Source organism: Candidatus Kuenenia sp. (assembly GCF_039794105.1).
GTDB lineage: Bacteria > Planctomycetota > Brocadiia > Brocadiales > Brocadiaceae > Kuenenia.
In genome coordinates, this window is record NZ_JBDIWA010000008.1 from 107,285 (window position 1) to 120,301 (window position 13,017).

The 13,017-nt window shown below is 41.5% G+C and carries 16 protein-coding genes; 12 read left to right on the top strand and 4 right to left on the bottom strand.

The features are described 5' to 3' along the window. The first annotated feature begins 120 nt into the window (after positions 1 to 120). Positions 121 to 1,515, top strand: a complete 1,395-nt coding sequence (locus ABJL82_RS06550; RefSeq protein ID WP_347273928.1) for an MBL fold metallo-hydrolase — start codon at positions 121 to 123, stop codon at positions 1,513 to 1,515. Positions 1,516 to 1,625: 110 nt separating this feature from the next. Beyond that, positions 1,626 to 2,690 carry a magnesium/cobalt transporter CorA gene (corA, locus tag ABJL82_RS06555; protein ID WP_347273929.1) on the top strand — a complete coding sequence of 355 codons (1,065 nt, stop codon included), beginning with the start codon at positions 1,626 to 1,628 and terminating at the stop codon, positions 2,688 to 2,690. Between the two features lie 116 nt (positions 2,691 to 2,806). On the opposite strand, the gene ABJL82_RS06560 is transcribed toward corA, so the two are convergent. Both ABJL82_RS06560 and ABJL82_RS06565 read right to left on the bottom strand, forming a co-directional pair. Next, the gene (locus tag ABJL82_RS06560; protein ID WP_347273930.1) at positions 2,807 to 3,058 is read right to left on the bottom strand and encodes a hypothetical protein; all 252 of its coding nucleotides are present in this window, start codon (positions 3,056 to 3,058) and stop codon (positions 2,807 to 2,809) included. Beyond that, entirely contained in the window at positions 3,055 to 3,600 is a 546-nt protein-coding gene (locus ABJL82_RS06565; RefSeq protein ID WP_347273931.1) for a hypothetical protein, read from the bottom strand. The genes ABJL82_RS06560 and ABJL82_RS06565 overlap by 4 nt, the downstream gene beginning before the upstream one ends. Positions 3,601 to 3,925: 325 nt before the next feature. Between ABJL82_RS06565 and ABJL82_RS06570 the strand changes: the two genes are divergently transcribed. From ABJL82_RS06570 to ABJL82_RS06615, 10 genes are all read left to right on the top strand, one after another. Continuing rightward, positions 3,926 to 5,110 (top strand): multicopper oxidase domain-containing protein, encoded by a 1,185-nt coding sequence (locus ABJL82_RS06570; protein WP_347273932.1) that lies wholly within the window; start codon positions 3,926 to 3,928, stop codon positions 5,108 to 5,110. A gap of 470 nt (positions 5,111 to 5,580) precedes the next feature. After that, positions 5,581 to 6,756, top strand: a complete 1,176-nt coding sequence (locus ABJL82_RS06575) for a pyridoxal phosphate-dependent aminotransferase (RefSeq protein ID WP_347273933.1) — start codon at positions 5,581 to 5,583, stop codon at positions 6,754 to 6,756. Positions 6,757 to 6,783: 27 nt separating this feature from the next. Continuing rightward, the gene (locus tag ABJL82_RS06580; RefSeq protein WP_347273934.1) at positions 6,784 to 7,230 is read left to right on the top strand and encodes an NfeD family protein; all 447 of its coding nucleotides are present in this window, start codon (positions 6,784 to 6,786) and stop codon (positions 7,228 to 7,230) included. Position 7,231: 1 nt separating this feature from the next. After that, on the top strand, positions 7,232 to 8,128 hold the full coding sequence (locus ABJL82_RS06585; RefSeq protein WP_347273935.1) for an SPFH domain-containing protein: 897 nt from the start codon (positions 7,232 to 7,234) through the stop codon (positions 8,126 to 8,128). Positions 8,129 to 8,604: 476 nt separating this feature from the next. Further along, a complete protein-coding gene (locus ABJL82_RS06590; protein WP_347273936.1) occupies positions 8,605 to 8,748 on the top strand; it encodes a DUF2024 family protein in 144 nt (47 codons plus the stop codon). A gap of 87 nt (positions 8,749 to 8,835) precedes the next feature. Then, complete coding sequence (locus ABJL82_RS06595) at positions 8,836 to 9,180, top strand: DUF488 family protein (protein ID WP_347273937.1); 345 nt, start codon at positions 8,836 to 8,838, stop codon at positions 9,178 to 9,180. Between the two features lie 193 nt (positions 9,181 to 9,373). Continuing rightward, positions 9,374 to 9,829 carry a protein tyrosine phosphatase family protein gene (locus ABJL82_RS06600; RefSeq protein WP_347273938.1) on the top strand — a complete coding sequence of 152 codons (456 nt, stop codon included), beginning with the start codon at positions 9,374 to 9,376 and terminating at the stop codon, positions 9,827 to 9,829. A gap of 130 nt (positions 9,830 to 9,959) precedes the next feature. Further along, positions 9,960 to 10,118, top strand: coding sequence for a rubredoxin (gene rd / locus ABJL82_RS06605; RefSeq protein WP_347273939.1), 159 nt, complete (start codon positions 9,960 to 9,962; stop codon positions 10,116 to 10,118). 161 nt (positions 10,119 to 10,279) lie between these two features. Continuing rightward, positions 10,280 to 10,978 (top strand): phosphoribosyltransferase family protein, encoded by a 699-nt coding sequence (locus ABJL82_RS06610; protein ID WP_347273940.1) that lies wholly within the window; start codon positions 10,280 to 10,282, stop codon positions 10,976 to 10,978. Positions 10,979 to 11,070: 92 nt separating this feature from the next. Beyond that, positions 11,071 to 11,325 (top strand): DUF504 domain-containing protein, encoded by a 255-nt coding sequence (locus ABJL82_RS06615; protein WP_347273941.1) that lies wholly within the window; start codon positions 11,071 to 11,073, stop codon positions 11,323 to 11,325. 386 nt (positions 11,326 to 11,711) lie between these two features. Here the strand turns inward: ABJL82_RS06615 and msrA are convergent, their stop codons facing one another. Both msrA and msrB read right to left on the bottom strand, forming a co-directional pair. After that, positions 11,712 to 12,218, bottom strand: a complete 507-nt coding sequence (msrA, locus tag ABJL82_RS06620; protein WP_347273942.1) for a peptide-methionine (S)-S-oxide reductase MsrA — start codon at positions 12,216 to 12,218, stop codon at positions 11,712 to 11,714. Further along, positions 12,218 to 12,664, bottom strand: coding sequence for a peptide-methionine (R)-S-oxide reductase MsrB (gene msrB, locus ABJL82_RS06625; protein WP_347273943.1), 447 nt, complete (start codon positions 12,662 to 12,664; stop codon positions 12,218 to 12,220). The genes msrA and msrB overlap by 1 nt, the downstream gene beginning before the upstream one ends. Positions 12,665 to 13,017: the final 353 nt, after the last annotated feature.

Sequence of the window (13,017 nt, forward strand, 5' to 3'; positions counted from 1 at the left end):
CAACCTGGAGGCAGGCACATCGTTCCAGCGACCAGAAGCCATCTTGTAACATTTTCCCAAAAAGTTTAACTGCTGCCTTAATTTTGAATTTTCAAACCAGATGAGAAAGGGAATAAAAAAATGAGGATAACCTTTATCGGCGCGGCAAGAATGGTTACCGGCTCTTGCTTTTACCTCCAAACGAAAGGGGCAAATCTGCTCATTGACTGCGGTTTTTTTCAGGGGTCAAAAGAAAATGAAGAACGGAACGCCGACTCTTTTCCCTTCGACCCATCCGGGATACACTATCTTTTGTTAACTCATGCCCACCTTGATCATTCCGGACTCATTCCAAAACTGGTGAGAGATGGTTTTAAAGGGAAAATACTTGCCACAAACGCAACGGTTGAATTGTGCCGTATCATGCTTATGGACTCAGCTTATATACAAGAACGTGATACAGAATGGGACAATAAGAAACGGGTCAGGGCAGGAAAGCCTTTATTAACACCCTTATACACTGCCGATGAAGCGGCCGACAGTCTTGATTATTTTCAAGGAATAGAGTATGGCACAATAGAGGAAATCGGGGACGGGATAAAGGTGCGATTTCAGAATGCAGGGCATATTTTAGGGTCTGCGATTGTTGAGTTGTGGGTAAACGAAGATGCCTCCGGAGAAAAAAAGCTTGTTTTCTCAGGCGATCTCGGGCAAAAAAACATACCTGTTGTAAGTGACCCTACTCCCATAGAGGAAGGGGATTATGTATTTATAGAATCCACTTACGCCAACCGAAGGCACAAAGGAATACGCGAGACAACCGAAGAATTCAGACAAGCGGTAACAGAGTCATTGGAAAGGGATGGGAATATAATTATCCCTGCATTTGCCGTTGGGCGAACGCAAAACATCCTTTATCTTTTGAAAAAATTATCGATAGAGGGAAGATTAGACCATCTCCGGGTCTTTGTTGACAGCCCAATGGCAATACGCGCCACCAGGATTACATTAAATCATCCGGAATGCCTTGATGATGAAACCCTTGAACTTATCAGGGAAGGGAAATTTTCCGGGAGCAATCTCTCGTTAAAATTTACGGAGGCCGTGGAAGAATCCATGGAATTAAACAAGATAAAAAGCGGTGCGATTATCATTTCCGCCAGCGGGATGTGTAATGCAGGCAGAATTCGCCACCATTTAAAACACAATTTGTGGCGCCCGGAATGCAGCGTTATCTTTGTGGGATTCCAGGCATATGGCACGCTGGGAAGAAGGATAGTAGAAGGCGCCACTATGGTAAAACTCTTTGGTGAAGAAATTGCCGTAAAAGCGAAGATTTATACGATTGGAGGTCTTTCTGCGCACGCTGACCAGGAAGGTCTTATGGACTGGCTCAATAAATTCAAAAGAAAGCCCAGACGTATTTTCGTGATACACGGCGAGGAAGAAACGGCGCTCGGCTTTGTTGATGCCATTAAGAAACAGATGAACACCGACACTTGTGCACCGCTTCGCATGGAAGTTATTACCATCTGAAACTATGCCATCACAGTTATAAACACTTCCATGGTTTTTCCAGGTTGAGACAGGTTTTAAACCCGCCCCTGCCGGACTACCACGTTTTATCCGTAAAGGAGGATAGTTTCATGCCCAGATTATTTAAAAGCAGATCGAAAAAAACAGGTTTGCCCCCGGGATCTCTTATTCATATTGGCGAGAAGAAATTAGCGAAGGTAAAAATATCTGCCATAGAATACAGCGGGACAAGCTACCTCGAAAGGGAAATACCGGACATTATAGAATGCTTTCCGCTGAAAAACGACCAAATGACAACGTGGATCAATATCTGCGGTATTCATAGTATTGAAAATATTGAGAATATTGGAAAACTTGCAAATATACACCCGTTATTGTTGGAAGACATAATGAACACAGACCATCGTCCAAAAATGGAAGATTTTGAAGACTATATCTTCATCGTTCTGAAAACGCTTGTTTTAAACGAAGACAATAAACGGATTGAGGCTGAGCAAATAAGTTTAATCCTGGGCCAAAATTATGTTATTTCTTTTCAGGAAAACGAAAGCAATGTTTTCACTCCTATCAGAGACCGGATTAAAAATGGCAAGGGACGCATAAAGAAAATGGGCGCAGATTATCTGGTGTATATGCTCCTTGATGCTATTGTAGACGGTTATTTCGTTGTGTTAGAAAAGCTGGGGGAATACATCGAGTCCGTAGAAGAAGAATTAATTACAAGGCCTTCCATGGAAACCCTTCGAAAGATTCACACCGTTAAGAGCGAGATATTGTTTCTGCGGAAATCTATCTGGCCGCTGAGGGAGGTTATTAATACTATAGACAAGGGGGAACTGCCTCTTATACAAAGTGCTACCTACGTTTATCTGGGAGATGTGTACGATCATACCATACATATTATTGATACCATTGAAACATTTCGCGACATGGCGACAGGAATGCTTGATATTTATCTTTCAAGCGTGAGCAACAAGGTGAACGAAGTGGTGAAGGTATTAACCATTATCGCTACAATATTCATGCCTCTCACTTTCATTGCAGGCATTTACGGAATGAATTTTAAATATCTTCCAGAAGTAGAATGGCGTTGGGGGTATTTTGCCGTTTTAACGGCAATGGGTATTATCGGGACAACGATGGTTGTGTATTTCCGGAAAAAACGATGGATGTAAATTATCTGCCGCTGCTTGTTCCCACACAAACCATGTGCAAGGCGATCGAAGCATCTGTTTGGAAACACAATTTTGCCGGGAAACGGAGTTTATCATCCAGTTTGATAATTTTATTTTCATTTTAATAACAATTTGTTCAGGATTTTCTCTTGCTCTTCAAGAGAAAAATCCTGTCCGTAAAAACGGAGAAATATTCCTCTCTTAATATCATTTATACGAGCATTCGGATTATCCCTCTTTATTGATGCCACGACCTGGCTGCGAGCCATGGCAAACATTGAAAAACCCATTCGTAATCTCTCCTCCCCACTCTTTTTCATCATCATTTCTAAAAAATGGGATTCTATAAAAGGGCATGTATCAATCATTTCTTCACCTCATTATATACCTCATCTAGTTCCAATTCGTGTACCCATTTTTCAATATAACCCCTATCCAGGTTATGGATAGTTTTAAAGAGATTGTTTACGTCTCTGATCTGCATTTCTGATAAACTTTCCCTTGCCCAAAAAAGTTTTGAAAGTATAAGGTCTTCCGGTGATACAATAAAAATCTTCTGTCCTTCAAAAACTATGCTTCGTCTATTTTTAAATTCAAGGTTTCGATAGTTTGTATCTTTCCTAATTATAAAGTCAACTTTGACGATTCCTTCACTGTGAATAATATTGAATATTTGTTTATTATGGATAGCATTTCTTATAGAATTTTTATCTACATAAAAGTCACTTGAAAATAAGGAAAATAGTGTCTCGGCATCTTTTTCTTCAACTTCTATAACAATATCAATGTCCCTGGTCATCCTCGGAGTTGTATAAAAATTGGCTGCTATCGAACCGGTAATCATGTAAGGTATACGAGCAGACTCTAATCTTTTTACAACTATTTTCAAAACTCTAATCTCGTCAATCAAGAAAAGTCCTTTTAACAATTAAATTCTTAATTTGTAAACCAACATCTGCAATAATAATTGTGTACAGATTGGGTTGTGTCTTTGATATCTGCGCTTCATCTGATTTAACGGAATCTACCAGATTTGATGCTGATAGTCTAATCTTTTGTAACACTTTAGTATAATGCCAAAGATTCTGCTATAATAATGGTATGATAATAAAGTATTTGCATTGAGCAAAGTTTTTCTCAGGGATTGTGTTCAGGTTTATAAAGAGAAGGTCTTTCGTTGTTGAAAAACAGAATAACAATCCGTATAAAAAATTCTCTTATCAATGAGGTCCTCTATGAAAAAAATACATTTAGTATGGTCTTTTTTCTGTGTTATGTATGTTAGCCTTGCCATAGCAGCACATGCTGAAGAAAAAATAATCCCGGGAAAAGAAGAAGTTGAAAAGGGCATTCTTGAATTAAATATAAAAGGGCAGATAGAAAAAGAATTTCATCTTTATGTTACAGACGGCTATCAGGAAATGGCAGATGGAGAAATGATATATTTCTGGGGATTCACGCATGCAAAAGACTTTGCCGATGTGGGTGAAATAAAAACGAAGGATGAAAGATATGCAAAATTATTGCCACTCAAAGTTCCGGGTGATGAGATACGTTTAACGTCAGGCAGGAATTATGTTGTTGTTTTGCATAATGCCGGATGGTATGAAACGGAAGAACACTCAGGCATTAATCATGTAGCTCACACGATACATTTTCACGGCCTGGATTTAATTCCCGCCCTTGATGGTGTACCGAATTTACCGTATCCTTCCGTTTTTCCCGGAGAAATATACCGGTACTTGTTAACCATTCCGGAAGATATCGAAGGTACGTATATGGGGCATTGTCATGTGGATTCCACAAACCATATTTTGGGTGGAATGTATTTTCCCCTCATAGTAGAAAAAAAACCGAATGAAATTTATGGATATACATTTGACAGGGAATATACCCTTTTTATGAGTGAAGTGGATAGCGAATATATGGAGACGCTCAGGGAAGTAGGTGATATCAGAAGGGGCCTGGATTGGAATTCGAACTATTTTATGCTCAACGGAAGAATTTTCATGGATAACCTGGCGCATCCGCTGTCGACCATAAATGACCCCAAAACAAGAATCGTTGCATATGATGGGGAAACTGTTTTGATCAGATTATTGGCCTTAGGGTATGAACATATTTTTGCCTGGCATCCGCACGGTTTTCACGGTTTGGTAATAGGTACTGACGGCAGGAAGTTTCCTTTTGCCTACGAAAAAGATACCTTGCTTATTGGATCTGGTGAAAGATATGATATTCTTTACAAAATCCCTGATTTTTCTTCAAAAAGAAAATGTCTGTCGTGTAATCAAGGACCAGGTATCAGCATTGCTCACGACCACAATATGAAAGGCATGGTAAGCGGGGGGATTTATCCTCATGGGCCCATGACCATTTTTGATATTCGACCAAAAAAGATGACACTGGAAAATAAGTAACATTTTAGCTTTTTGAAAAATTCATGGGATAGAAAAAATACCATGTAGCCCCGTTAGGGGCGGTCTGTTTGTAGCGCAATAAAATTTAATAGGGTAAATAGCTCCGTAGGAACGGCCTGTCCGTATTCAGGCAGACCTGTTTAATATGGATTTACAAGAGACAGGCCGTTCCTATGGAGCTTATAGGTAATCCCGGCGGGTTCAGGTTGCTTAACTTAATGACATTGGTTTGCAAACCTGAACCCGCGAATGTAGTTTCCAGTGCCATTACGTTCCCAAACATGAATTTGGAAACGAGTTGTGCTTCGGTAGTTTAATAGATTACACTGAATAGTTGCAAAATATTAGAGATTCCCGGATGAGACAAGAGGAGCAAAGACAATTACGACTACTCCGAAAACTACAATTAATTTCCGGATATCATGCAAAATCAGTGTACTTAAAAAAACATTTCGTACGAAAGGAATTGTATGTCAATATCTATTAAGGTAAAAGAAGGAATAGCCGCTTCGTCCTGGATTGTGAATATCTTTGAGGATCGTTCTCAGGTTGTTTCTAAAGAGAAAGAAGTGTATGACTTTAGACTGGGAAATCCGAAGATAGAACCCCCTTTAGAGTTTGTTGAGGAATTGAAGAGGGCTGCAAATAATCCCTTTCCGGAAATGCATGGCTATTCGGCTTTGGCAGGACACGTTCATGCGCGGGAGGCAATCGCTAAAACGCTGTCAAAAGAGAGAGGACTTCCTTTCACTGCGCAGCATGTAATTATGACCGCTGGCGGCGCCGGTGCATTAAATATTATTTTGAAAGCGATTTTGAATCCTGGTGATGAAGTCATTGTTTTGTCACCGCTATATTTGGAATATCCCTATTATATAGATAACCACGGTGGAGTTTGTTGCGTGGTAGAAACAAATGCGGATTTTACCTTAAACATTGATGCTATAGCAGCAAAGACAACACCCCGTACGAAGGCAATTATCATAAACTCGCCGAATAACCCGTCCGGGATGATTTACTCTGATGAAAGTTTGAAATCCGCCGCAAGGCTTCTGAACGAGAAAAACCGGCAGTTTGGAAACGATATTTTTTTGATTTATGATGCGGCGTATCAGGACATCGTTTACGATGGCAATAAGATTCCTGACATTTTTAACATCTATTCAAATACCATTTTTGCGGCCTCATATTCCAAACCGCTTTCGATTCCTGGGGAAAGGATAGGGTATGCCGCCGTCCATCCTGCTATTAAAAATTCCGGAGAACTTATGGAGGCATTGACCTTTGCAAACCGCGTTCTTGGGTATCTGAGCGCCCCGGTCCTTATGCAACATGTCGTTACAAATCTTCAGGGTGTTTGTGTTGACAGGGCGGAATATCAGGAAAGAAGAGATATGTTTTGTAATGCCCTGCAGGATTTTGGTTATTCATTTACACGGCCAATGGGGGCTTATTATATATTTGCCGAAACTCCCGGAGATGACCTTGTATTTACGCAGGAACTGGCGAAAGAAGGCGTCCTGGTGCTTCCAGGAAAAAGTTTCGGAAGAAGTGGGTATATCAGAATCGCCTTCTGTGTTAAGAAGGAAACCATTAAAAAATCGCTCCCGGGGTTTAAAAAGGTTAAAGACTTTTTCCGTCCTTAGTACGGAAAAATTACAGGAGATAAAACAATGATTGTTAAGGTCTGGTGGATATGGATGGTCATTGCGGCCATCTTTGCTATTGGGGAGATGTTTACCGCAGGATTTTTTCTTTTGTGGTTTAGCATTGGCGCTGCAATTGCTGGCATATTGGCAATGTTAGGCGCCGGGGATGGTTGGCAATGGGGGGCTTTTTTAGTTATCTCTGGTGTACTTTTTACTATTTCAAGGAAATTTGCAGAACGTGTTACCAAAAAGCAACCGCCCGGAATTGGTGCTGATCGTTTTATTGGCAAAAAGGGGGTGGTACTGGAAGAAATTAATAACATAAAGAATACAGGGCGTGTCAGAATAGACAATGAAGAATGGTTGGCCAATAGCGATACGAACGCTTTCATATCAACGGGAGAAAAGGTTGAGGTCATAAGAGTAGTAGGAACGCATCTGGTTGTCAAACGTTTAACGGAGGGAGAATAAAATGGAACCATATCAATTATTTATTGTTTTAGCGGTTGTGATATTAATCGTTGCTGCGAGAGGCATAAAAACGGTAAGGCCATGGCAAAAAGGATTAATAGAGCGTTTGGGAAAGTACCAGCGTACGGCAGACAGTGGACTCACTGTTATCATACCCTTTCTGGAAAGGATGTTAAAGGTAGATATGCGTGAGCAGGTGGTAGACGTTCCCCCACAGGGTGTTATTACCAAAGATAATGTTGTCGTAGAAGTGGATGCTGTAATCTATTATATGGTTACTGATCCAGTACAGGTTACCTATAATGTTGCTAATTATTACATGGCAATTACCAAACTGGCGCAAACGAACCTGAGAAATTTGATCGGCGATCTGGCACTGGATGAATCACTTACTTCTAGAGAGTTAATCAACACGAAATTACGCGAGATACTTGATACCGCTACCGATAAATGGGGAACAAAGGTAACCAGGGTTGAACTCCAGAGAATAGATCCACCCAAAGATGTTACAGAGGCAATGCACCGTCAGATGAAGGCAGAACGGGAAAGACGTGCGATGATCCTTGAGGCTGAAGGGCACAAGCAGTCCGCAATCCTTAAGGCTGAAGGAGATGCGGAAGCAATACGGAAGGTTGCTGAAGCCGACAAATACAAAAAGTTAACTGTCGCAAAGGGTGAAGCCGAGGCAATCCAAACGGTATTCGGGGCGATACATGATGGAAGGCCAACCAACGACTTAATTGCAATAAAATACCTGGAATCCCTCGAAAAGATTGCAGATGGAAAGGCTACAAAGGTGTTTTTACCTTACGAAGCCACCGGGATACTTGGAAGCATCGCTGGAATTGGAGAACTTTTAAAAGAAAAGCTTTCTTCCGGGAAAGACTCAGAAAAATAAGCAGGTCAGGAATGACGTCACATATTGATTTGTGATTAAAACCCAATTTTGAAATCACGGATCAAAATGTGACACCATCTTTCTTTCCTTTCATCTTCCCCTTCCTCTTCCTCTTCCTCTTCCTCTTATTTTCCCGAGAGGGGATATAATAAAAGGCATTGTTATATTCTGTTCTCTACTGTCGAGCCATGGTATTTATGAAATTAAAACAGACATTTACACCATAAAATTTCTTATTTGTTAAATGTGCAGGCTATACCCCCTTTCAGACCTACCCATTTTAGGGTATTGTAAAAAAAAGAAAATAGTTTAAAAATCAAATTGATACTTTAATCATCGGTAAAATTGTTGTTGAACCAAAAGGTAAGGTATGTCTCAAAATCATACTCGGTGGTACAAGGACTGTTGATATGCTTGTTGGTAACCAGCTTTCGGGTATCTGTTAACTGTATTTTAAAATGACTGAAGGATAATCTATGAAAGTAGCTGCCTACGACACACACGTCATAAAGAAAAGCGGGGTGATAATGCATTTTGATATTATCATTCCAAAGTGCCATATCATGGGAAAGGTCCCAAAAGTTGAACACCTTAAAGAAAATCCAGGTGCAATTGGTTAGAAATTAAAGCAAGTAGATATTGATCGATTAAATAGTTAATTTATAACTCTCCAGGCTAACACGCATAAAAAAAGGTTTAAATTTGCCATGTTTGGAATAAAACGGGTTTATGAAAAACCAGACGAAGGTGATGGGATAAGGGTACTGGTTGATCGTCTATGGCCACGGGGCCTCAAAAAAGAAGAGGCCATGATCGACCATTGGATGAAAGAGGTCTCTCCCAGTGATACCCTCCGTAAATGGTTTGCTCATAAAGAGGAACGCTGGCAGGAGTTTAAAAGTCGTTATACGAAAGAGTTGAAAGATAAAAACGAACCCTTGAAACAATTGTTGGATTTAGGGAAAAACAGAAAAGTTATTCTATTATATGCTGCCAAAGATGAAGAAAAAAATAATGCACAAGTGCTTTTAGAGGTATTGAAAAACAAATGAGTTGGACTTGTCTCTATCAGATAAACAAGGCCGCTCTTAATCAATATGCCTCAAACGGTGAAGGTTTGTCCATACTTTCCGAAAGATTGAGTAAATCTGTGTTCCTGTTTAAGATATTCGAAATATGAATAATAAAATTCATTGCAAGGGGGTTGCATGGACAAACCCAGTTTTTTGAAAGGAGAAGTTTTTTATGAAGGATCAGGTTAAAATCAACGATAGTATCACATCGGCGGGTCAACCATCTGAAGAAGAAATTAAAAAACTACCGCAAGAAGGATTTAAATCGGTTGTTAATCTTCGGGCTTCCGGAGAAGAGGATCAGCCACTTTCTCCAAAAGAGGAAGGGGAGTTAGTTAAAAAATCAGGGATGAAATACCTGAATATTCCTGTATCGGTCAAAGAAGGGATTAAGCCTGAGCAGGTTGATCAATTTTGTAAAGAAATAGAACGTTTGCCCGCTCCAGTATTTGTTCACTGCAGTAAGGGAAAACGTGCCGGGGCATTTGCAATGATGTATTTGGCCTTAAAAGAAGGAATAACAGGTGAGCAAGCACTTCAAAAGGCTATGTCTATGGGTTTTGAATGTGATGCGCCTCAGTTAAAAGCCTTCTTCATAGACTATATTAATCAGCACGGAAAAGCGTAGTTATAGTAAACACTAAGAGAAAGCCCGTATTGTGAGTGTCAGCCCAAAGCAATCTGTAAAATTTTTTTAAGTAGTTTTTTTATCATGAAAAGCTTTGAAAATCAAAGGATTATAAGGAGAAGTTGAGAAAATGGAAAGATACAAATGTATGATTTGTGGATATATCTACGACCCAAATTCCGGCGATCCTGACCATGGAATTGATCCTGGCGCCAACTTTCAGAATTTACCTGATGATTGGGTCTGTCCTCCATGTGGCGCTCCAAAGGAGCAGTTTGAACAAATTTAAAAATTTTTGATAAATGACATATCAATGGGGACAGATGGGACAAAAAATTTCTGGATTGACCTGCTCAACTTCAACGGAGGTTCACCCCAAGTCAAAAAACAAAAATGCCGTAAAAACCTTATACTTATTGGTCTTTACGTCGAACAGCAAGCTTTTTTCCAGTGACTACCCGTATGTTCCGGCATACACTCATTGAAGATAAATCATTTCGAAACAAATTATATGTCTTTAACGACAGGAGAGAAGCAGGAAAGCTCATTTCACAACAGCTCGTTGGATACAAAAACACCGATGCCATAGTGCTTGGCATACCTTCCGGAGGCGTCCCGGTAGCTGCAGAGATAGTAAATGCCCTTGTGCTTCCCCTTGACTTACTCATTGTACGAAAGGTACAGATACCCTATAACACAGAAGCCGGATTTGGCGCTGTCAGCCCTGATAACATGGTATTATTGAATGAAAAGCTCCTCAGCAAGCTCAACTTATCTGCAGAAGAGGTTGAACGGCAGATTCAAAGAACAAGAGAAACAATCAAAAAGAGAAACGATCTCTTTAGAAAAGGCTTGCCATTTCCTTCCGTAAAAAACAAGGTCGCAATTATTGTCGACGATGGATTGGCGTCCGGTTATACCATGCTTTCCGCCATTGCATTTATAAAAAGACATGAACCTCAAAAGATTGTAGTTGCCGTTCCAACAGGATTAAAAGAAACGGTTGATGACGTTCTGTCTCAGGTAGATGAACTTGTTTGCCTTAACGTGAGAAGCGGTTTTATTTTCGCCGTGGCAGACGCCTATGAGAACTGGTATGATTTGGAAGATGATGAAGTACTATCGTTCTTACATAATTTCAAAGAATAAGGAATAAGCAATGACGGATTATGGAAAGATATTTTTTAGAACCTTTAAGATATTACGATTTATAATTATTGAAAGGAATGTAATCATAAATAATGATTCCCATTCATGAACTGCTGAACAAAATACGTTGGAACAGCGAATTTGGGAAAGGTACTTTTGAAATCGGGTACTTTGACCGCGTTGCACAGAAAATCATGCGGGTCTCCTTTAAAAATATCCTTTTAGAAAAAGGAAACCATGCTACCTTCCAGTTGATGGACGCTAACGGAGAATTATTAACAATTCCTTTTCACCGGGTGAGGGAGGTCTATAAGGACGGAGAACTGATCTGGAACAGGCCACATTGAATCGTTTATCTTTTGCGCCTGCCCGGTGGGGAGCATTCCCGATTTTTTGTAAATTTTCCAACATTGTATCACAAGCATCTTGCTTGACGTTCAGGAATTTCAAAGTTGTAGAACGAAGCGATTGCTTCGTTCGAGCGAAGTGGCACTTCGCTCTACATCAACGAAAAAGTCGCCGAAGGCCTAATTTATGATATTTGACACTCAAGCTGCCTGCACCAGTGCGTGTCCGCATGCAGACAGGAATAATATGGGGACACTTCCCGTATTTTTCCACCAGATCAAGCAAGAAATATGGGAAGTGTCCCCTAATTCCTCCAAGCGGTTGCCACCGTGATCGAACCAACAGGAGACATTGTCATGTGCCCTCAGTCAAGATCAACAACCGCTCACTCACGTGCGCGCTGTGGTAGTATCCAGTCCGGACGTGGGTAATGGCAGGTGTAGCCGTTGGGATAGTGCTCAAGATAATCCTGATGCTCGGGCTCTGCTTCCCAGAAATCGCCTACAGGTTCGAGTTCCGTTACCACCTTGCCCGGCCATAATCCCGAGGCGTTTACATCGGCGATGGTGTCAAGCGCGGTTTTCTTCTGCGTCTCGTTAACATAGTAAATTGCCGAGCGATAGGACGGCCCCCGGTCATTACCCTGCCGGTAAGTGGTTGTGGGGTCGTGTATCTGGAAAAAGAATTCCAGAATGCGGCGATACGAAATCCTGTCCGGATCGAACAGAATCTCTAAACCCTCGGCGTGTGTGCCGTGGTTGCGGTAGGTGGCGTTGGGGACATCGCCGCCGGTGTAACCCACCCGGGTGGCCTCAATCCCAGGCAACTTGCGAATCAGATCTTGCATACCCCAAAAACAGCCGCCCGCCAGAACAGCGCGTCCCTGTGTCATTACCTGTCCTCCACTTGATCAAGGTACTCGCCATAGCCTGCTGCTTCCATGTCATCGCGATGGATGAAGCGCAGCGAAGCAGAATTGATGCAGTAACGCAAACCACCGCGATCCCTGGGGCCGTCCTGAAACACGTGCCCCAGGTGGCTGTCGCCATGAACCGAGCGAACTTCGGTTCGCACCGTGCCATGGCTGACATCCTGCAGCTCATTAATATGCGCGGGCTCGATGGGTTTGGTAAAGCTGGGCCAACCGCAACCCGACTCAAACTTGTCTGACGACGCGAACAGTGGTTCGCCCGACACGACATCCACATAGATGCCCGGCTCGGTATTATCAAGATGCTCGCCCGTTCCTGGATTCTCGGTGCCGCTTTGCTGGGTCACACGGAACTGTTCCGGAGTGAGGCTGGCAATGGCAGCATCGGATTTTTTGTAAGGCTTCATTCGATTCTCCTTAATATACTTCTTTGAGTATTCACGTCTATGCCTGGTTGCCCAACGACCAAGCTCACCTGCCGCTATGGAGCGTAGCGGAATAGCGGTCAGGTGGAGTGCTTTGTTAGGCTTTCTTTGTTTTTACCTTACGCTTTTGTGACAGCAGCGGAATTAAACAACGCAAAGCCCTATTCACAGATTCTGAGTCTGGGAAATACGCTCTAACATCTGGTTCTAGTCCTTCTTCAAGCGTAATTTTTTAAGCCGAGAGAGGTAAGGTAGGTTGAAATGCCCGAATTTACTGGTTAAGATGGTGATATGTAAAAATTCCAATAACCAGAAAAAGGGGCATTTCAGATGAG

What these genes read in the sequence shown, in the direction of transcription:
- ABJL82_RS06550 (WP_347273928.1), top strand. Translation starts at nt 121, where the DNA reads ATGAGGATAACCTTTATCGGCGCGGCAAGAATGGTTACCGGCTCTTGC.
- corA (WP_347273929.1), top strand. Translation starts at nt 1,626, where the DNA reads ATGCCCAGATTATTTAAAAGCAGATCGAAAAAAACAGGTTTGCCCCCG.
- ABJL82_RS06560 (WP_347273930.1), bottom strand. Translation starts at nt 3,058, where the DNA reads ATGATTGATACATGCCCTTTTATAGAATCCCATTTTTTAGAAATGATG.
- ABJL82_RS06570 (WP_347273932.1), top strand. Translation starts at nt 3,926, where the DNA reads ATGAAAAAAATACATTTAGTATGGTCTTTTTTCTGTGTTATGTATGTT.
- ABJL82_RS06575 (WP_347273933.1), top strand. Translation starts at nt 5,581, where the DNA reads ATGTCAATATCTATTAAGGTAAAAGAAGGAATAGCCGCTTCGTCCTGG.
- ABJL82_RS06580 (WP_347273934.1), top strand. Translation starts at nt 6,784, where the DNA reads ATGATTGTTAAGGTCTGGTGGATATGGATGGTCATTGCGGCCATCTTT.
- ABJL82_RS06585 (WP_347273935.1), top strand. Translation starts at nt 7,232, where the DNA reads ATGGAACCATATCAATTATTTATTGTTTTAGCGGTTGTGATATTAATC.
- ABJL82_RS06590 (WP_347273936.1), top strand. Translation starts at nt 8,605, where the DNA reads ATGAAAGTAGCTGCCTACGACACACACGTCATAAAGAAAAGCGGGGTG.
- ABJL82_RS06595 (WP_347273937.1), top strand. Translation starts at nt 8,836, where the DNA reads ATGTTTGGAATAAAACGGGTTTATGAAAAACCAGACGAAGGTGATGGG.
- ABJL82_RS06600 (WP_347273938.1), top strand. Translation starts at nt 9,374, where the DNA reads ATGAAGGATCAGGTTAAAATCAACGATAGTATCACATCGGCGGGTCAA.
- rd (WP_347273939.1), top strand. Translation starts at nt 9,960, where the DNA reads ATGGAAAGATACAAATGTATGATTTGTGGATATATCTACGACCCAAAT.
- ABJL82_RS06615 (WP_347273941.1), top strand. Translation starts at nt 11,071, where the DNA reads ATGATTCCCATTCATGAACTGCTGAACAAAATACGTTGGAACAGCGAA.
- msrA (WP_347273942.1), bottom strand. Translation starts at nt 12,218, where the DNA reads ATGACACAGGGACGCGCTGTTCTGGCGGGCGGCTGTTTTTGGGGTATG.
- msrB (WP_347273943.1), bottom strand. Translation starts at nt 12,664, where the DNA reads ATGAAGCCTTACAAAAAATCCGATGCTGCCATTGCCAGCCTCACTCCG.